We start from the raw sequence: 18,300 nt of genomic DNA on the forward strand, positions 1-18,300 counted from the left end.
TAGCTTAAACATAGCGAGTACTTGCTTGACCATAGCTAGAGGGAAGGCGGTGAGACGGCGTGCCGACCAAGCGGACCTTTCGGGAACTCGGCGACGCCTGCCGTGCCGCGAACGCTCTCGACCTGGTGGGCGATCGATGGACGCTGATCGTGGTGCGTGAGGTGATTCTCGGACCCAAGCGCTTCACCGACCTGCAAGAGTCCGTCCGTGGCATCACCCCGGCCGTTCTCGCCGACCGGCTGCGGTCGCTACAGGAGACCGGGATCGTCGAGCAGGTCGTCCTCTCGGACCTGGCCCGCACCCGCGCGTACGTCGCGACGGAGTGGGGACGCGAACTGGAGTCCGTCCTGGGATCGCTGGGGCGTTGGTACTCCGCCGGCCCCGACCCGAGCACCGATGGCGGCATGACTCCGGACGGGACGGTCCTCGCCATGCGGACGATGGCACCGGAGGTGCCGGGTGAGGCGCCGGTCCTGGCCCTCCGCCTGTACGACGGCCGGCGCCCCGACCCGCCGATCTGCGACTACCGGGTGGCCCCGGTCGACGGGCGCATCGACGTCCGGGCGGGTGTGGCCACCGAGCCAGCGGCGACGGTGACCGCAGAGTCGACGGTCTGGAGTCGCCTCCTCTTCGCCGATGTGCCACTCGGGCAGGCCGAGCGCGACGGGACCGTGCGCGTCGAAGGCGACCGGGCGGCCGTCGTACGGATCCTGCGCCTCTACTCCTGAGCACTCGCCGCCGGGCGGCGACGCCGGGAAGAGTTCCGGCCGGAGTACCAGCCACGCCGGCCCGGCGGCGAAGTACCGTGGCGTGGTGGGCAACCCCTTGCAGACCCTCTCCCTGGCCGACCTGCGACGCCGTACCAGCGAGAAGTGGCGGCGCTATCCGCCGGACGTACTCCCGCTCTGGGTCGCCGAGATGGACGTACCGCTCGCCGAGCCGGTCGCGCGGGCGCTGACCGACGCCGTCGCGCTCGGTGACACCGGCTACCCGCCGGACGGTACGGACTACGCCTCGGCGCTCGCCGGATTCGCCCGGGAACGCTGGGGCTGGGCCCCGAAGGTCGAGCAGACCCGGCTGGTCCCCGACGTGATGCTCGGCGTCGTCGAGATGGTCAAGCTGGTCACCGGATACGGCGACGCGGTGGTGATCAATCCGCCGGTCTATCCGCCGTTCTACGACTTCCTCCGCAGCAACGAGCGGCGGGTCGTCGAGGCGCCGCTGAACGCGGAGTACCGGCTCGACCCGGACGCCCTGGAGCGTGCCTTCGCCGAGGCCGTCGACGGGGGCCGGTCGGCCGCCTACCTGCTGTGCAGCCCGCACAACCCGACCGGGACCGTGCACACCGCCGACGAACTCACGATGGTGATCGAACTCTCCGACCGGTACGGCGTACGCGTCGTCGTGGACGAGATCCACGCGCCGCTGATCTATCCGGGCGTGACGTTCCGGCCGTACCTCTCGATGCCCGGCGGTGAACGCGGCCTCGCGCTGCACTCCGCCTCGAAGGCGTGGAACCTGGCCGGGGTGAAGGCGGCGCTGGCGGTCGCCGGACCGGCGGCCGCCGACGACCTGGCCCGGCTGCCGAAGGTGGCCGGCGACGGCGCCAGTCATCTGGGCGCCCTCGCGCACACCGCCGCGTTCCGCTACGGCGGCGGATGGCTCGACGAACTGCTGGCCGGGCTCGACCAGAACCGTCGACTCCTCGGTGACCTGCTCGCCGAGCACCTGCCGCAGGTGCGGTACCGGCCTCCGGAGGGCACCTATCTGACCTGGCTGGACTGCCGGGACCTGCCGCTGCCGGTCGACGGCTCCGGCGCGCCCGCCGACCCGGCCGAGGTGTTCCTGGAGCGCGGCCGGGTCGCGCTGGTCTCCGGGCCGCTCTTCGGGACCGGCGGTGCCGGACACGCCCGGTTCAACCTGGCGACCTCGCCGGAGGTGGTCACCGAGGCGGTCCGCCGGATGGCCGCCGCGCTGCGCTGACCTGCTGGCGGCGGTGCAGAATCGCCGTCGGTGCGGGGCTCGGCAGGACGGTTCCCGGTGGCAGACTGCTCGGCATGACGGGTGCGGATCCGGCGGCCGGGGACCTGCGGGTGGCGCTCGGCGGCGGCAGCGGCCAGCCGCTGCTTCTGTTGCTGCACGGGATGGGCGTCACCGGTGACGTGTGGCGGGGCTGGGCGGGGCTGCTCGCCGACCGCTGGCCGGGACGCTGGCTGGCACCGGACCTGCCCGGACACGGCGGCTCCGCGCCACTCGACCGGTACTCCTTCGACTCGCTGGCGGCCGGCCTGGCCGGACTGCTCTCGCCCGGTGACCGGGTGGTGGTGCTCGGGCACTCGCTGGGCGGTGCGGTCGGGCTGGCCCTGGCGGGGCGCGGATCGGACGGTCCGGCCGGTAGCGGGTCCGGCTGGGCGGTCGAGGCGGTTCTCGGGCTGGGTGTGAAGGTCGGCTGGACCGCCGACGAGCTGGGCAGGGCCGCCGCGCTCGCCGACCGCCCGGTCGCCTGGTACGACTCCCGGGCCGAGGCGGCGCGGCGCCATCTGCGGGTCTCCGGCCTGGTCGGGCTCGTCGAACCGGACGATCCGGTCGTCGACGGCGGAATCGTCCCGGCCGGGGACGGCCGCTGGCGGCTGGCGATGGATCCGCGCGCGTTCGGCGTCGGGGCTCCGGCGATGGCCGGGCTGCTGGCGGCGGTCTCCGCCCCGGTGCTGCTGGCCCGGGGCGAGCACGACCCGATGGTCGGTGACGACGAGTTGGCCCGGTTCGGTGTGCCGACCCGCACGTTGTCCGGTCTGGGGCACAACGCCCACGTCGAGGACCCGGCCCGGGTGCTGGCGCTGCTCGACGGGTTGACCGCCGTCCGGTCGTGACCCGGGTGTCCGGTTTTTGGTCATGATCGGGTGGTGGGTGGGGGCGGATCGCGGAACACCGGGCCGGTGGCGGTGGTTATACCCGGCGTACGTCCGCAGCAGCAGTCCCCGGCCTGCCGGGTCGGTACTCCAACAAAAACCATCGAAAAATTTGCAACCCGGCAACAATAAAAACACTTGCTGCCAAACAAACAAACAATTTGGCACTGGCTTATCAAGCACCCTGTTGAGTTCTCAAAGAACAACCACACACCAGACAACCAGCCACAAAGACCAGCCACCCGGGGCTATCCGCACCCGCCGTTTCCGCCAGGCACTCGTAATACGTTAGCTGACCGCTTTCGCACCGTCAAACCGAATGAATTCGGTTCGACATCCGCTTCATGTCGATCTAGCTGTCCCTCGATCAGGGCACGAACCTCTCGGCTGTGCTGGTCGAGGAGTCCGGCAGTCCGGCCGCTCGCGGAGTCACCCACACGCTCGCCCGGCTCACTGCCCGATCGTTCACTCTACCCGGTCAGGTCCGCAACTCCAAATCGCCCGTTCCGGCACATCGGTGTCGCCCCGCCCGCCAGGTCGTCGGGGTGGTGAACCACCCGCTGACCTGGTCTCACACCCCCGGGTCCGGCCTGCTGCGCGTTTCGCGCCGTTCGTCCGTTCCCCCGGTGGGCAGAGAGAAAATTACGCGTCTGGAGGGTGCAACGTCAAATCCGCGGAGGGCATTCCCGGTCACATCATCGACCGGACACCAACTCCACCCCGGCGAAGGTCCGCTTGCCCCGGCGCAGCACCAGGAAGCGGCCGTGCAGCAGCGCCTCCGTCGGCACCGTGGCCTCGACGTCGGTCACCCGCTCGTTGTTGACGTAGGCGCCGCCCTCGGTGATCGCCCGCCGGGCCTCGTTGAGGCTGCTCACCAGTCCCGTCTCGCGGAGCAGCACCGCCACCGACGGCAGGCTCTGCACCGCTACCAGGCCGGTCTCGGCCAGCGCCGCCCGGAGGGTCTCGGCGGAAAGCTCGTCAAGGGTACCCCGGCCGAAGAGCGCCTGGCTGGCCGCGACCGCCTGCCGGGCCTCCTCGGCCCCGTGCACCAGTGCGGTCAGCTCCTCGGCGAGCGCCCGCTGGGCGACCCGGGCCGCCGGCCGCTCCGCCGTCGCCTTCTCCAACTCCTCGATCTCGGAATGCGAGCGGAAGCTGAAGTACCGGAGGTACTGCGCCACGTCCCGGTCGTCGGTGTTGACCCAGAACTGGTAGAAGGCGTACGGGCTGGTCATCGTCGGGTCGAGCCAGATCGCCCCGCCCTCGGTCTTGCCGAACTTCGTACCGTCGGCCTTGGTGACCAGCGGGGTGACGAAGGCGTGCACCGGCCCCGCACCACGGCGCCGCACGTAGTCGACGCCCGCAGTGATGTTGCCCCACTGGTCGGAACCGCCGAACTGCAACGTGCAGCCGTACCGCCGGTGCAGCTCGAAGAAGTCGTTCGCCTGGAGGAGCTGGTAGCTGAACTCGGTGTAGCTGATCCCGCTCTCCAGCCGGGCCTTGACCACCTCGCGGGCCAGCATCCGGTTGATCGGGAAGTGCTTGCCGACGTCGCGGAGGAACTCCGCCACCGACATCTCCCCGGTCCAGTCCAGGTTGTTGACCGGACGGGCGGCGTTGTCGCCCTCGTACGACATGAAGGGCGCGAGCTGCCTGCGGATCCGCTCCACCCAGCTCGCCACCACCTCCGGGCTGTTCAGCGTCCGCTCGCCCCGCTCGTTGGGGTCGCCGATCAGGCCGGTCGCCCCGCCGACCAGCAGCAGCGGGCGGTGCCCGGCGAGTTGCAGCCGGCGGGCCGTCAGCACCTGCAACAGGTTGCCGATGTGCAGGCTCGGCGCCGTGGGGTCGAACCCGACATAGAACGTCACCGGAGCGGAGCCGAAGTGCTCCGCCAGCTCGGCGGGATCGGTCGAGTCGAAGAGGAGTCCCCGCCACCGCAGGTCGTCGAGCGGAGACTCCCAGCCGGCAGGCGCGGCGGGGGGAAGGCTGCTATCGGTCACGGTGCAGATTGTCCACCATGCCGGCCGCCGGCCCGTACCCGGTTTGCGGTCCGGCGGCGGCGCCCGGGCGGGACGGGAGGCCGTTGACGGGACGGGACGGCCGAAGGGACGCTACCCGGGCCAGGGCGTGACAAATCCTTCGATCCCGCGGAGGCGTACCCCCGTGACCGTGCCGAGTCAGACCCGCCAGCCGGCGCCGAGCCCCGCCACCGACGGCCGCCTGGTGCACCTGCGCCGGGCCGGAGTCAGCCTGCTGCTGGACGCCACCGACCCGGGGGTGCCGGCGGTGCTGCACTGGGGCGCCGACCTCGGGCCGCTCACCGAGCCGGAACTCGCCGGCCTCGGCACCGCGCTCCGCCGGCCGGCCCGGCCCGGGACCCCGGAGGGCCGGCCGGTGGGCATCCTGCCCGAGCACACGTACGCCTGGTTCGGCCTACCCGGGCTCTCCGGGCACCGCGCCGGTCGCGACTGGTCGCCACGGTTCCGCCGCACCGACCTGCGGGTGCGCGACGAGCCGGGCGGAACCGGCGGAGAGCCGGCCGGGACGACCGCGACGATCGTGGTGAGCGCCACCGACGACGCCGCCCGCCTCGACCTGGTCATCGAGGTCGAACTCGACCCGGCCGGGCTGCTCCGGCTCCGCGCCGAGCTGACGAACCCGGCCGACGCCGACACCTACCAGCTGGCCGGGCTGCTGCTCGGACTGCCGGTGCCGCCGCAGGCGGACGAGCTGCTCGACCTGACCGGGCGGTGGTGCCGGGAACGCAGCCCGCAGCGGAGCCCGTTCACCGTCGGCACCCGGTCCCGGGAGAGCCGCCGGGGCAAGCCGGGCCTGGACGCCTCGCTGCTGATGGTGGCCGGTACGGCCGGCTTCGGCTTCCGGACCGGCGAGGTCTGGGGGGTACACCTCGGCTGGAGCGGCAACCACCGGCTGCACGCCGAACGGACCCCGGACGGCGAGGCGCTGCTCGCCGCCGGTGAGCTGCTGCTGCCCGGCGAGATCGCGCTGGCGCCGGGCGAGCGCTACCGGACGCCCTGGCTCTACGCGTCGTACGGCCGGGGGCTGGACGAGATGTCCGCCCGGTACCACGCACACCTGCGCCGAACGGGCCGGGTGGGGCATCGACCGCGGCCGGTGGTGGTGAACACCTGGGAGGCGGTCTACTTCGACCACGACCTCGACCGGCTCACCGCGCTGGCCGACGCCGCCGCCGAGGTCGGCGCGGAGCGATTCGTCCTGGACGACGGCTGGTTCCTGGGCCGGCGCGACGACCGGACCGGGCTCGGCGACTGGTACGTCGACCCGGCCGTCTGGCCCGACGGCCTGCATCCGCTGGTCGCACACGTACGCGGGCTGGGGCTGGAGTTCGGGCTCTGGGTCGAGCCGGAGATGGTCAACCCCGACTCGGAACTGGCCCGGGCCCATCCCGAGTGGATCCTCGGCACCGGCGGGCGGCTGCCCCGGTCGGCCCGCTGGCAGCAGGTGCTCGACCTGACCCACCCGGAGGCGTACGAGTACCTGCTCGGGCGGCTCGACGCGCTGGTCCGGGAGTACGACATCGACTACCTGAAGTGGGACCACAACCGGGACCTGCTCGACGCCGGGCACCAGCCGTCGGGGCGGCCCGGGGTGCACGGGCAGACCCTGGCGACCTACCGGCTCCTCGACACGCTGCGGGAACGGCATCCCCGGCTGGAGATCGAGTCGTGTTCCTCCGGCGGCGGCCGGGTCGACCTGGGCATCCTGGAACGGACCGACCGGATCTGGGGCAGCGACTGCATCGACGCCCTGGAACGGCAGTCGATCCAGCGCTGGACCCAGCTCCTGCTGCCGCCGGAACTGATCGGCTCGCACGTCGGCTCCGGCCGGGCGCACACCACCGGGCGTACCCACGATCTCGGCTTCCGGGCCGGTACCGCCTTCTTCGGCAGCTTCGGCATCGAGTGGGACCTGACCGCCGCCACCGGCGAGCAGCGGCAGGAACTGGCCTGGTGGGTGGCGCTCTACAAGCGGCACCGGGCGCTGGTGCACGGCGGGACGGTGGTCCGGGTCGACCATCCGGACCCGGCGCTCTGGGTGCACGGGGTGGTGGCACCGGACCGGTCCGAGGCGATCATGGCGATCGTCGCCGTGGCGACCGGGACCACGGTGAACCCCGGACCGGTACGCCTGCCCGGCCTCGATCCGGACCGCCGCTACCTGGTCCGGGCCGTCGCGCCGCCCGACGCCGCGCGGAGCCTGCCGGCGCCGCCGGCCTGGACCACCGACGGGGTACGGCTGACCGGGCGCAGCCTCGGCAACGCCGGCCTACAGGCTCCGCCGCTGCACCCGGAGCAGCTCCTGCTGCTGCACCTGGACGGCCGGTGACCCGCCTCGCCCGACGGCCGGCCGCGGTTTGCAGGGGCGGCCCGGGGGCGATCCGGGGCGGTCAGCGATCGGGGACCGTGACCAGGCCCGTCTGGTAGGCGACGATGACGAGTTGGGCGCGGTCCCGGGCGTGCAGCTTGCCGAGCAGCCGGCCGACGTGCGTCTTCACCGTGGCCGGACTGAGCCGCAGATGACCCGCGATCTCCGGATTGGACAGGCCGCGTCCGATCAGGGTCAACACCTCCCGCTCCCGGTCGGTCACCCCGGTCAGCTCCCGGGCCACCGGCCGGTCCGGTTCGGGCAACCGGGCGAACTCGGCGATCAGTCGACGGGTCACGCTCGGGGCGAGCAGCCCCTCACCGGCGGCGACCACCCGGATCGCCGTCAGCAGGTCCTCCGGCGGGGCGTCCTTGAGCAGGAAGCCGCTCGCGCCGGCCCGGATCGCCGCGTAGACGTACTCGTCGAGGTCGAAGGTGGTGAGGATCAGCACCCGGACCTGACCGGCGGCGGGTGAGGCGCTGATCCGCCGGGTCGCCTCGATGCCGTCCAGCTCCGGCATCCGGACGTCCATCAGCACCACGTCCGGGCGTTCCCGCTCGGCCAGCTCGACCGCCGCGGCGCCGGTGCCGGCCTCGCCGACCACGGTCAGCCCCGGCGTCGTCTCGATCAGCACCCGGAAGCTGCCCCGGAGCAGCGCCTGGTCGTCGGCGATCAGCACCCGGATCGGCTCGCCGGTCACCGCTCCCCTCCGGCCGACCCGCCCGCCGGACCCGCCTCGACCGCCAAGGGCGGCGCGTCGGCCAGCGGCGGCGCGTCGGCCGGCGGGGTCGGGCGCTCGGCGGGTCGGTACGGCAGCCGCGCCGAAACCCGGAAACCGCCCTCGGCGGTCGGCCCGGCCTCGAAGGTACCGACGTAGAGGTGGACCCGCTCACGCATGCCGATCAGACCCTGCCCCTTCGGATCCGCCGCCCGGACCGGTCGACCCGGCTCGTTGGTCACCTCGACCCGCAACTCGCCGTCGGCACCGGTCACCTCGATCCGGCACCGTACCGGCCCCGCGTGCTTGACCACGTTGGTCAGCGCCTCCTGCACGATCCGGTATCCCGAGCGGCCGACGTCCTCCGGCGGCTCCGCCCCGGCGGGCAGCTCCAGCACCAGCTCCGCGACGATCCCGGCCGCCGTCGCCCGGTCCAGCAGGCCCGGCAGGTCGGCCAGGCCCGGCGCGGGAGCGAACTCGACCGGGGCACCCGGTGCGCCGCTGCGCAGCACGCCGAGGGTACGGCGCAGCTCCGCCAGCGCACTGCGGCTGGTCGCCTCGATGTCCCGCAGCGCGTCCCGAACCTCCTGCGGCCGGGACTCCGCCACATGGTTGGCGATCGCCGCCTTCACCGTGATCACGCTCATGCTGTGCGCCACGATGTCGTGCAGCTCGCGGCTGATCCGCAGCCGCTCGTCGACCGTCGCCTGCCGGGCCAGCTCCGCCGCCGACCGGGAGGTGTACGCGCGCCGCTCGCGTACCGCCCGGCCGAGGATCCAGGTCGCGATCAGGAGCAGCGCCATGAAGCCGAGCCCCGTGATCGCCTCGTCCCAGTCCGAGGTCTTCGGCAGGACCGCGACCACGGCACCGGCCAGCACCAGCAGCAGGGCCGGCACCGAGCGGCGCAGCTCGGTGACCAGCGCCACCTGGTAGAGCGCGAAGGCGACCGCGATGACGACGGAGATCGAGGCGTAGATCGGCACCACCTCGACCAGTACCGCGCTGAACGCGCTGATCGTCACCACCGCCAGCACCGGTACGGGCCAGCGGCGGCGTACCGCGATCGGCGCCGTGATGACGACCATGAAGAGCAGGGAGAGCCAGACCGGCTCCCGGACCAGCGGATCGGGGTACCCGGTCGCCGCGGGCGGGTCGGCGGCGGCGTACCCGCAGATCACCGCCAGGCCGAGCGCCGCCAGCACGTCCAGGGCGATCAGGTCGACCCGGCGCAACCGGCGGGTCAGCAGCGGACGCGGCTGGACGGCACTCATCCGTCGACGGTAGCGGCCCGGCCACCCGGCCGCGTCCACCCGGAGCGGGTCATCCTCCGGGCTGACCCGACCGGCGTCGCCCCGGCCGGGATAGCCCGCAGGGCCGGGCCGGAAGTGACGGCTCCGCTCCGATGTGCCGGGGCCGCCGATGGCCGATCTTCGAGGGCATGACGCGACGAGAGGAAACACCGGAGCTGACCGCCGCCGTACGGCTGCGGGAGGTCGTCCGGGCGTACGGCAGCGGAGTCCGGCGGGTGGCCGCGCTGGACGGGGTGACGGTCAACTTCGACCGGGGCACCTTCACCGCCGTGATGGGTCCGTCCGGCTCCGGCAAGTCGACCCTGCTGCACTGCGCCGCCGGGCTCGACCGGCCGACCGGCGGCACGGTCACCATCGACGGCACCGACCTCGGCACCCTCGGCGAGACCGCGCTGACCCTGCTGCGCCGGGCCCGGGTCGGGTTCGTCTTCCAGTCGTACAACCTGGTGCCGGCGCTGACCGCGGCGCAGAACGTGGCGCTGCCGCTGCGGCTGGCCGGCCGCCGGCCCGACCCGGCCGAACTGGACGCGACGCTGGCCGAGGTCGGCCTGGCCGGACGGGGCCGGCACACCCCGGACGAACTCTCCGGCGGCGAGCAGCAGCGGGTGGCGATCGCCCGGGCCCTGATCAGCCGGCCGGCGGTGCTCTTCGCCGACGAGCCGACCGGGGCGCTGGACACCCGGACCTCCCGGGACATCCTGCGGCTGCTGCGCGGCCTCGTCGACCAGCACCGGCAGACGGTGGTGATGGTGACGCACGACCCGGTGGCCGCCGCCTACGCCGACCGGGTCGTGCTGCTCGCCGACGGCCGGGTGGTGGACGAGCTCGGCGGCGACCTGGCGGCGGAGACCATCGCGGCCCGGATGACCAGGTTGGAGCCGGCATGCTGAGCTTCGCCGCGCTGCGCGCCCGGTGGACGGGGCTGCTCGGCCCGTTCGTCGCGCTCTGCCTCGGCGTGGCGCTGATGTCGGCGACCGCGCTGATCCTGGTCTCCGCGCAACCCCGGGTGCCGGACCGGTACGCCGGGGCGGAGGTGCTGGTCGCGGCGCCTCCCGTCGAGGCGGTGTCGGGCACCTTTCCGGAGCGCCGCCCGTGGTCGCCGGAGCGGACCGCCGAACTGACCGGGCGGCTCGCCGCGCTGCACGGGGTCACGGCGGCGGTACCGGACCGGTCGTTCTACGCCCAGGCGGTGCTCGACGGCCGGCCGGTCGGCGAGCCCGCGCCCGGCGACCCGCAGGGGCACGGCTGGTCGAGTGCCGCGCTGGCGCCGTACCGGCTGGTGGCGGGGAGCCCGCCCGGCCGGCCGGACGAGGTGGTGCTGGACCGCGCGCTCGGGCTCGCCCCGGGCAGCCCGGTCACCCTGCTGACCGCGAGCGGGCCGGCCGGGTACACCGTCGCCGGCACCGTGGACGGGCCCGGCTTCTACCTCGCCGACCCGGTCGCCGCGCCGCTGTCCCGGGGCGTCCGGCTGATCGGCCTGGTACTCGCGGACGACGCCGACCCGGCGGCGGTACGGGCGGCGGCCGAGGCGGTCGTCGGCCGGGACGGCACCGTGCTGACCGGCGCCGACCGGGCGCAGGTCGAACCGCCCCGGGACGCACGTACCCGCTGGATCGGCATGCAGGTGCTGACCGCGATGACGGCGCTGGCCGGATTCGTCTCGATCTTCGTCGTCGCCTCCACCTTCGCGTTCGGGGTCGCCCAGCGGCGTCGGGAGTTCGGGCTGCTGCGTACCGTCGGCGCCACCCCGGGGCAGCTCCGCCGGCTGATGTACGCCGAGGCGCTGGTGGTCGGTGCCGTCGGGGCGGCCGTGGGGGCGGTGCTCGGTACCGCCTGCGCGCCGGCCTTCGGCGCCCTGCTGGTCGACGCCGGTTTCCAGCCCGCCGGGTTCCGGGTGCGGATCGAGCCCTGGCCGCCGGCCGCGGCCTACCTGGTGGGGCTGGTCGTCGCCCTGCTCGGAGTCTGGTCGGCGTCCCGCCGGGCCGGTCGGGTACGGCCGCTGGAGGCGCTGCGGGAGGCGGTGGTGGACCGGCGGCCGATGTCCCGGTCCCGGTGGATCGGCGGGATCGTCGTCACCGCGCTGGGGCTGCTGCTGACCGTACTGCTGGCCGGGGCGGGCCCGGACGAGATCGTGAACTACGCCCTGTACGCCTCGATGGCGCTGACCGGTGGGCTGACCCTGCTCGCCCCGGTACTGGTGCCGCCGCTGACGTACGCGCTCACCTGGCCGCTGGGACGGCTGCGGGGTGCGACCGGGATGCTGGTGCGGCGCAACGCGCTGACGGCGGTGCGGCGTACCGCGTCGACGTCGGCGCCGATGCTGCTCACGGTCGGGTTCACGGTGCTGATCGCCGGTTCGGTGGCGACGTCGACCGGCGCGTACGCCAGCCGGGACGCGGGGGCGATCCGGGCCGGTTCGGTGCTCGTCCCGGACGGCACGCCCGGACTGTCGGACGCGGCGGTGGCCACCGTCGGAGGCACGGCGCTGCTGCCCAGCACCGTCTACGCCGACCCGCCCGGCGGTACGGCGACCGGTGCCGGTGAGCCGTTGGCCGCCGCCGGCGTGGACCCGGTCGGGTTCGCCCGGGTGAACGGGCGGCTGAGCGTCGTCTCCGGGGACTTCGCGGCCTTCCGGGGGCCGGAGACCGCGGTGGTGACCGCCGGGCTCGCCGAGCGGTTCGGCTGGTCGGCGGGGGGCGGCGCGACGCTCGGCTATCCGGACGGCAGCAGCGGGCCGGTCCGGGTGGCGGCGGTGGTCGCCGACGGCTCCATTCCGGCGCAGTTGCTGCTGGCCCGGGAGGTGGTCCGGGCGCACGATCCGTCGGCGCTCACCGAGGCGGTCTTCACCACGGCGGCGACCGGCCCCGACGACGGCGGAGCGGACCGTCGGGCCGTACTCGGGGCCCGGCTGGTCGGTGTCGCGGAGTACGCGGCGGAGCGGGATGCGGCCGAGGATCGGCTGGTCTGGCTGGCCACGCTGATCCTGATCGGGGTCTCGGCCGGCTACACCGCGATCGCGCTGGCGAACACGCTGCTGATGGCGACCGCGCACCGGGCCCGGGAGCTGCTGCTGTTGCTCCGGGCCGGTGCCACCGTCCGGCAGGTGCTCGGCACGGTGGCCGCCGAGTCGGGGTTGGTGCTGGCGATCGGCACCGCGCTCGGCCTGCTGGTGCCGGCGGTCGCGTTGCTGGCGATCCGCTCGGCGCTGAGCGAGCAGCTCGGGGTACCGGTCGGACTGGTCGTGCCCGGGTGGACGATCGGGTCGGTGGTGGCCGGGTGTGTGGTGCTGGCGCTGGCCGCCAGCGTGCTGCCGGCCCGGCTGATCCTGCGGGCCGGTCCGGGCGGCGCCGGGCCCCGGGTGGAGTGACTGGGGGAACCGGTCGGACGACCGTGGCTGCGCCGCTCGGTGCCGCCACGGTCGTCCGGCACGGCGAAGGTCGGGCTGGAGTGCGAGCCGGACCGGGTATCGGGGTTGACTAGCCGGACCACCGGGTCAACAATCCCTATGGGTTAGATGGGGAATAAGCGCAACGCTGCGTGGTCCGCCCCAGCCCGTACCCGCTCCTGGTACGGACCCGTCGTCCGAACTGTCGGCGCTGGCTCCGGCCGGAACGCCCCGGCCGTCAGCTCGGTCAGGCCTCCCCTCGACCACCTTTCCGGGAAGGAACGCCCGTGCGAAAACTTCTGCTCCTCGCCCTGGTAGGGCTCGGTGCGCAGCTCGTCGACGGCAGTCTCGGCATGGCGTACGGCGTCACCTCCACCACCCTGCTGCTGGCGATCGGCACCAACCCGGCGGCCGCGTCCGCCACCGTGCACCTGGCCGAGATCGGCACCACCCTCGCCTCCGGCGCCGCGCACTGGCGGTTCGGCAACGTCGACTGGAAGGTGGTCGCCAAGATCGGCATACCGGGTGCGGTCGGCGCCTTCGCCGGCGCCACCTTCCTGTCCAGCCTCTCCACCGAGGTCGCCGCGCCGATCATGGCGCTGCTGCTGCTCACCCTCGGGATCTACATCCTGGTCCGGTTCACCGCGGCCGGCATCCCCCGGGACCGCCTCGGCCAGCCGCTGCGCAAGCGGTTCCTCGCCCCGCTCGGCCTGCTCGCCGGCTTCGTCGACTCGACCGGTGGCGGCGGATGGGGACCGGTCGGCACCCCGGCGATCCTGGCCAGCGGCCGGATGGCGCCCCGCAAGGTGATCGGCTCGATCGACACCAGCGAGTTCCTGGTCGCGGTCGCCGCGAGCCTCGGTTTCCTGGTCGGCCTGGGCAGCGAGAACGTCAACTTCGCCTGGGTTCTCGCGCTGCTGCTCGGCGGCGTGGTCGCCGCGCCGATCGCCGCCTGGCTGGTCCGGCACATCCCGCCCCGGATCCTCGGCTCGGCGGTGGGTGGCGTGATCATCGTGACCAATGCCCGTACCCTGCTGCGCAGCGACTGGATCGACGCGCCGGACGGCGTACGGTACTCCGTCTACGCGGCGATCTACCTGATCTGGGCGCTCGCGCTGGCGTACTCGATCCGGCAGTACCGGGCGCACCGGGACGAGGAGACCGTCGAGGCGATCGACACCATCGCGCCGGCCGCCGAGGCCGAGCCCAGCGAGAAGAGTTCCACGCCCACTCCGGCCTGAGCCGCGAGGCGCACCCGACGTGCACGGCGGCCGTGACCTTCCTGGTCACGGCCGCCGTCGTAGGTCTGCTGCCCGGACGGGCTACTGCGCCGCCAGGACGTCCACCACGAACCGGAGCGGGCCGGCCGGGGCACCGCCGGTCGGGTTGTCGCCGTAGGCGAGGTCCGTCGGAATGTCGATCTGCACCCGGCTGCCGACCTTGACCCCCACCAGCCCCTGGTCCATGCCGGGAATCATGCCGCCGACCTGGAGCGGGACCGGCTGGCCCTGCCTCCACGAGGAGTCGAACTCCTGACCCGTGGCGTAGTAGACACCGACGTAGTTGGCCGTGATCGTCTGCCCGTTCTGCACCGCAGGGCCGGTGCCCTCGATCAGCGGAGTGACGGTGAGCTTGGTCAACTCGCCCTTGCCGGCCTCGACGGTGGGTCGTTCCGCCAGCCGGGGATCCAGGTCGGCCGGCGGCCGGGACGGCGCCCCGGGGCTCTCCGGCGGGGCGGTCGGCTCCGGCGGGGCGGTCGGCTCGGCGGCCGGCGGGGTGGTCGCACTCGCCACCGGCGCGGCCGACGAGCGGGGCGCGTCCTCCATCACCTGCGGCAGCACGACGACGGCGGCGACGCCCAGCCCGGCCAGGAGGATTCCGACGGTCCCGCCGGCCACCCGCTGCACACGGGCCCGGTTCGCGGCGGCCTGGGCCGCGGCCGCCTCCGCGGCGGCCCGGCGCTCCTGCTTGGTCGGACGCCGCTGGCTCGTCGGCCCCGGCTGCTCGGGGGTCTGGACCGGATCGCTCATCTGATCTTGCACTCCTCGGGGGGAAATGGAGCAGGGCGGGACGCCGTCGGCCCGTCGAACGGCTCCGCACACCGTACCCGCGTCGATGCTGCCGACGTCGGCTCGGTCCGGCGGGACCGGCCGGTACCCACGGAGATAGCCGACCACGTCGGGTCAGATGTCTCGGATGTCCGTTCTGGCAGTGGCGGTGCCGGAGCTGGCCGTTCCGTCACCGCCGTTCGGCGTCGGCCAAGGTCAGCCCACCGGGGAGGGGTTCTCCGGCTGCGCGCGCCCGTCCAGCCGCTGGTGGTCCCGGATGATGTCGGCGTAGCGCAGCCCGCTCGCCTTCATCGTCCGGCGCTGGGTGGCGTAGTCGACGTGCACCAGGCCGAACCGCTTGTCGTAGCCGTACGCCCACTCGAAGTTGTCCAGCAGCGACCAGTAGAAGTAGCCCTCCACCGGTACCCCCCGGGCGGCCGCCGCCGCGACGGCCTGGACGTGCTCCTCCAGGTACGCCGTCCGCTCCTTGTCCTCGATCCCACCCTCGGCGGTGACGCTGTCCGGCCAGGCCGAACCGCTCTCGGTGACCAGGATCCGGGCCGGGGCGTACCGCTCGGTCACCGAGACCAGCAGCTCCTCCAGCCCGGTCGGGTACGCCTCCCAGCCCATCGCGGTCTGCGTCGAGCCGGGCACCGGGATCTGCCGGGCGTGCGGCACCGGGCCGTCCGGGTCGTCGACGATGACCTGCCGGAAGTAGTAGTTCAACCCGAGGAACTCGGTCGGGGTGGCGATGCACTCCAGGTCACCGGGGCGGACCGGCGGCTCGACGCCGTAGACCTCCAGCATGTCGGTCGGGTAGCCCCGCCCGTAGAGCGGGTCCAGCCACCACCGGTTGACGTGCCCGTCGGCCCGGACCGCCGCCGCCACGTCCTCCGGCCGGTCGCTGCCCGGCTCGCACGGACTCGGGTTGAGCACGATGCCGACCGAGGCCGGCCGGCTCGCCGCCGCCCGCACCGCCGCCGTGGCGAGGCCGTGCCCGAGCAGCGTGTGGTGCGAGGCGGCGACCGCCCGGGTGAGGTCCTGCTCGCCGGGGGCCATCCGGCCCTCCAGGTGCCCGATCCAGGAGACGCAGAGCGGCTCGTTCACCGTCACCCAGTCGGTGACCCGGTCGCCGAGCGCGCCGGCCACCACCGAGGCGTAGTCGGCGAACGCCTCGGCGGTGGCCCGCGCCGGCCAGCCACCCCGGTCCTGGAGCGCCTGCGGCAGGTCCCAGTGGTAGAGCGTGACCAGCGGCCGGATCTCGGCCGCCAGCAGCGCGTCGACCAGCCGGTCGTAGAAGGCCAGCCCGGCCGGGTTGACCCGGCCGGTGCCGTCCGGCATCACCCGGGGCCAGGCCACCGAGAAGCGGTACGCGTCGACGCCGAGCCGGCGCATCAGGGCCACGTCCTCCGGCCAGCGGTGGTAGTGGTCGCACGCCTCGTCGCCGGTGTCGCCGTTGTCGACGTTGCCGGGCACCCGGCTCCAGGTGTCCCAGATGGACGGGCTGCGGCCGTCCACACCGACAGCCCCCTCGATCTGGTACGCCGCGGTGGCGACGCCCCAGGTGAAGTTCGGTGGCAGCTTGGACAGATCCGGCATCGGTCGACTCTCCTTTGGATGGTTCAGAGCCTGCTGACCGCGCGGGTCTCGGTCCGGGTCGGACGGTGGCTCGACGGGCAGGACGGACAGGCGGGCTACTTGACCGCTCCGGCGGTCAGCCCGGCGACGAAGTAGCGTTGCAGGGCGAGGAAGCCGATCACCACCGGGATGCTCACCACCACCGAGGCGGCCATCGCCTGGTTCCAGTAGACGTTGTACTGGGTGGCGTAGCCCTGGAGCCCGACGGCGAGGGTACGACTGTTCTCGTCGGTCATCACCGAGGCGAAGAGCACCTCCCCCCAGGCGGTCATGAAGGCGTAGACGGTGACCGCGACGATCCCGGGCACCGCCGTCGGGAGGATCACCTGGAAGAGCGTGCGCAGCGGTCCGGCCCCGTCGACCTGGGCCGCCTCGTCGAGCCCGCGCGGGATCGAGTCGAAGTAGCCGACCAGCATCCAGATGGAGAACGGCAGCGAGAACGTGAGGTAGGTGATGGTCAGCCCGAGCCGGCTGGCGTACAGCTCGATCCCGGTGACGTTGCCCAGGTTGACGTAGATGAGGAAGAGCGGCAGCAGGAAGAGGATGCCGGGGAACATCTGCGTCGAGAGGACCGTGACCGAGAAGAGCTGCCGGCCGCGGAACCGGTAGCGGCTGATCGCGAAGGCGGCGAAGATGGCGATCGCCACCGAGATCACCGCGGCGGAGCTGGCCACCAGCAGGCTGTTCACCAGATAGCGGCCGAGCGGCACCGTCTGCCACATGTCCACGAAGGGCTGGAAGGTGACCCGGCTGGGCAGCCAGGTGAAGGCGCCCTGCACGTCGCGCAGCGGCTTGAGCCCGGAGCTGACCATCACGTACAGCGGGGCGAGGACGAAGAGGGTCAGCAGGCTGAGCACGATGCGGCGGGCCCAGCGTTCGCCGGTTGACTCACGCATGCTCTCTCCTGCGGTTGGTGACGAGCAGGTAGACGGCGGTGACGACCAGCAGGAAGAGCAGCAGCGCCACCGACATCGCCGACCCGAGCCCGAAGTTCCAGGTGACGAAGGAACTCTGGTAGATGTGGATCGAGATCAGGTCCGCCTGCCTCGGCGCGGAGCCGCCGAAGAGCACGTACGGGGTGTTGAAGTCGTTGAAGGTCCAGAGGAAGAGGACCAGCAGCAGCACCTGGTTGACCGGCCGGAGCATCGGCAGGGTGACGTCGCGCAGCCGCCGCCAGAAGTTCGCGCCGTCGATCGCGGACGCCTCGTAGAGTTCCGGCGGCACGTTCTGCAACCCGGCCATCAGGCAGAGGAAGGCGAACGGCCAGGACTTCCAGACCGAGACGATCAGCAGGGCGACGAAGCTGTTCTCCCCGATCAGCCAGAACGGCGGGTTCGCCCCGTCGATCAGGCCGAGCTGGTCGAGGGCGTGGTTCACCAGGCCGGTGTCCCGCTGGAACATGAAGGTCCAGGTGATCACGGCGGTGTAGACCGGCAGCGCGTACGGGGTGAGGAAGAGGGTACGCAGCAGCGCCCGGCCCCGGAACGGCCGTTGCAGGAAGACCGCGGCGGCCAGCCCGAGCATCCAGGAGAAGCCCACCGAGAGCGTGGTGTAGAGCGCGGTGACCCAGAACGAGTGCAGCAGGTCCTTACCGGTCGCGGAGCCGAAGTCGAAGGTGACCCGGTAGTTCTCGAAGCCGGTGAAGGGTGCGGTGGACCAGTCCCGGATGTGGAACTGGGTCAGTTCGAGCAGGCTCATCCAGACCCCGACGAGCATCGGGACCACGTGGATGCCGAGTTCGAGCAGGGCGGCCGGGACGAGCAGCAGGTACGGCAGGTACGTCCGCCGTACGGTGCGGCGCCCGCGCGGACGCGGCGGGCCGTCCTGCGCTGGTCGCCCGGCGGGCCGTACGGGGCCGGGCGCGGTGGTGGTGGCCATCGGATCCTCT

General features: G+C 73.1%; 14 protein-coding genes. 7 read left to right on the forward strand and 7 right to left on the reverse strand.

The genetic code is table 11. The annotated features are described in order from the left end of the window. The first annotated feature begins 59 nt into the window (after nucleotides 1-59). The 3 genes from C6W10_RS31535 to C6W10_RS31545 all read left to right on the forward strand — a co-directional run bounded on the left by C6W10_RS31535 (nucleotide 60) and on the right by C6W10_RS31545 (nucleotide 2,870). Nucleotides 60-728 carry a helix-turn-helix domain-containing protein gene (locus C6W10_RS31535; protein ID WP_107262721.1) on the forward strand — a complete coding sequence of 223 codons (669 nt, stop codon included), beginning with the start codon at nucleotides 60-62 and terminating at the stop codon, nucleotides 726-728. 85 nt (nucleotides 729-813) lie between these two features. Next, the gene (locus C6W10_RS31540; RefSeq protein ID WP_234361494.1) at nucleotides 814-1,983 is read left to right on the forward strand and encodes a MalY/PatB family protein; all 1,170 of its coding nucleotides are present in this window, start codon (nucleotides 814-816) and stop codon (nucleotides 1,981-1,983) included. A 74-nt stretch (nucleotides 1,984-2,057) separates the two neighbouring features. Further along, nucleotides 2,058-2,870: an alpha/beta fold hydrolase gene (locus tag C6W10_RS31545; RefSeq protein ID WP_107262723.1), complete on the forward strand. Its 813-nt coding sequence runs from the start codon at nucleotides 2,058-2,060 to the stop codon at nucleotides 2,868-2,870. A gap of 734 nt (nucleotides 2,871-3,604) precedes the next feature. Here the strand turns inward: C6W10_RS31545 and tyrS are convergent. Then, nucleotides 3,605-4,906, reverse strand: a complete 1,302-nt coding sequence (tyrS, locus tag C6W10_RS31550) for a tyrosine--tRNA ligase (protein WP_107262724.1) — start codon at nucleotides 4,904-4,906, stop codon at nucleotides 3,605-3,607. A 163-nt stretch (nucleotides 4,907-5,069) separates the two neighbouring features. Between tyrS and C6W10_RS31555 the strand changes: the two genes are divergently transcribed. Further along, nucleotides 5,070-7,274: an alpha-galactosidase gene (locus C6W10_RS31555; protein ID WP_369937277.1), complete on the forward strand. Its 2,205-nt coding sequence runs from the start codon at nucleotides 5,070-5,072 to the stop codon at nucleotides 7,272-7,274. Between the two features lie 61 nt (nucleotides 7,275-7,335). Here the strand turns inward: C6W10_RS31555 and C6W10_RS31560 are convergent, their stop codons facing one another. Together C6W10_RS31560 and C6W10_RS31565 are read right to left on the reverse strand one after the other, a co-directional pair. After that, nucleotides 7,336-8,013, reverse strand: coding sequence for a response regulator transcription factor (locus tag C6W10_RS31560; protein ID WP_107262725.1), 678 nt, complete (start codon nucleotides 8,011-8,013; stop codon nucleotides 7,336-7,338). Next, complete coding sequence (locus C6W10_RS31565) at nucleotides 8,010-9,302, reverse strand: sensor histidine kinase (protein WP_107262726.1); 1,293 nt, start codon at nucleotides 9,300-9,302, stop codon at nucleotides 8,010-8,012. Before C6W10_RS31565 ends, C6W10_RS31560 begins: the two co-directional genes overlap by 4 nt. Before the next feature lie 167 nt (nucleotides 9,303-9,469). Here C6W10_RS31565 and C6W10_RS31570 point away from each other — a divergent pair, with 167 nt between their 5' ends. The 3 genes from C6W10_RS31570 to C6W10_RS31580 all read left to right on the forward strand — a co-directional run bounded on the left by C6W10_RS31570 (nucleotide 9,470) and on the right by C6W10_RS31580 (nucleotide 13,967). After that, nucleotides 9,470-10,231: an ABC transporter ATP-binding protein gene (locus C6W10_RS31570; RefSeq protein WP_107264436.1), complete on the forward strand. Its 762-nt coding sequence runs from the start codon at nucleotides 9,470-9,472 to the stop codon at nucleotides 10,229-10,231. Further along, nucleotides 10,225-12,708: an ABC transporter permease gene (locus C6W10_RS31575; RefSeq protein WP_107262727.1), complete on the forward strand. Its 2,484-nt coding sequence runs from the start codon at nucleotides 10,225-10,227 to the stop codon at nucleotides 12,706-12,708. Before C6W10_RS31570 ends, C6W10_RS31575 begins: the two co-directional genes overlap by 7 nt. 305 nt (nucleotides 12,709-13,013) lie before the next feature. Next, nucleotides 13,014-13,967 (forward strand): sulfite exporter TauE/SafE family protein, encoded by a 954-nt coding sequence (locus tag C6W10_RS31580; RefSeq protein ID WP_107262728.1) that lies wholly within the window; start codon nucleotides 13,014-13,016, stop codon nucleotides 13,965-13,967. 81 nt (nucleotides 13,968-14,048) lie between these two features. Here the strand turns inward: C6W10_RS31580 and C6W10_RS31585 are convergent, their stop codons facing one another. From C6W10_RS31585 to C6W10_RS31600, 4 genes are all read right to left on the reverse strand, one after another. Continuing rightward, the gene (locus C6W10_RS31585; RefSeq protein ID WP_107262729.1) at nucleotides 14,049-14,756 is read right to left on the reverse strand and encodes an FKBP-type peptidyl-prolyl cis-trans isomerase; all 708 of its coding nucleotides are present in this window, start codon (nucleotides 14,754-14,756) and stop codon (nucleotides 14,049-14,051) included. Nucleotides 14,757-14,990: 234 nt separating this feature from the next. After that, the gene (locus C6W10_RS31590; RefSeq protein WP_107262730.1) at nucleotides 14,991-16,373 is read right to left on the reverse strand and encodes a GH1 family beta-glucosidase; all 1,383 of its coding nucleotides are present in this window, start codon (nucleotides 16,371-16,373) and stop codon (nucleotides 14,991-14,993) included. Nucleotides 16,374-16,468: 95 nt separating this feature from the next. After that, on the reverse strand, nucleotides 16,469-17,308 hold the full coding sequence (locus C6W10_RS31595; protein ID WP_107262731.1) for a carbohydrate ABC transporter permease: 840 nt from the start codon (nucleotides 17,306-17,308) through the stop codon (nucleotides 16,469-16,471). After that, complete coding sequence (locus tag C6W10_RS31600) at nucleotides 17,301-18,290, reverse strand: carbohydrate ABC transporter permease (RefSeq protein ID WP_107262732.1); 990 nt, start codon at nucleotides 18,288-18,290, stop codon at nucleotides 17,301-17,303. Before C6W10_RS31600 ends, C6W10_RS31595 begins: the two co-directional genes overlap by 8 nt. Between the last annotated feature and the right edge of the window lie 10 nt (nucleotides 18,291-18,300).

Source organism: Plantactinospora sp. BB1 (assembly GCF_003030385.1).
GTDB lineage: Bacteria > Actinomycetota > Actinomycetes > Mycobacteriales > Micromonosporaceae > Plantactinospora.

Coding starts and splice junctions, on each gene's coding strand:
- C6W10_RS31545 (WP_107262723.1), top strand. CDS start 2,058: ATGACGGGTGCGGATCCGGCGGCCGGGGACCTGCGGGTGGCGCTCGGC.
- C6W10_RS31565 (WP_107262726.1), bottom strand. CDS start 9,302: ATGAGTGCCGTCCAGCCGCGTCCGCTGCTGACCCGCCGGTTGCGCCGG.
- C6W10_RS31570 (WP_107264436.1), top strand. CDS start 9,470: ATGACGCGACGAGAGGAAACACCGGAGCTGACCGCCGCCGTACGGCTG.
- C6W10_RS31575 (WP_107262727.1), top strand. CDS start 10,225: ATGCTGAGCTTCGCCGCGCTGCGCGCCCGGTGGACGGGGCTGCTCGGC.
- C6W10_RS31585 (WP_107262729.1), bottom strand. CDS start 14,756: ATGAGCGATCCGGTCCAGACCCCCGAGCAGCCGGGGCCGACGAGCCAG.
- C6W10_RS31590 (WP_107262730.1), bottom strand. CDS start 16,373: ATGCCGGATCTGTCCAAGCTGCCACCGAACTTCACCTGGGGCGTCGCC.
- C6W10_RS31595 (WP_107262731.1), bottom strand. CDS start 17,308: ATGCGTGAGTCAACCGGCGAACGCTGGGCCCGCCGCATCGTGCTCAGC.
- C6W10_RS31600 (WP_107262732.1), bottom strand. CDS start 18,290: ATGGCCACCACCACCGCGCCCGGCCCCGTACGGCCCGCCGGGCGACCA.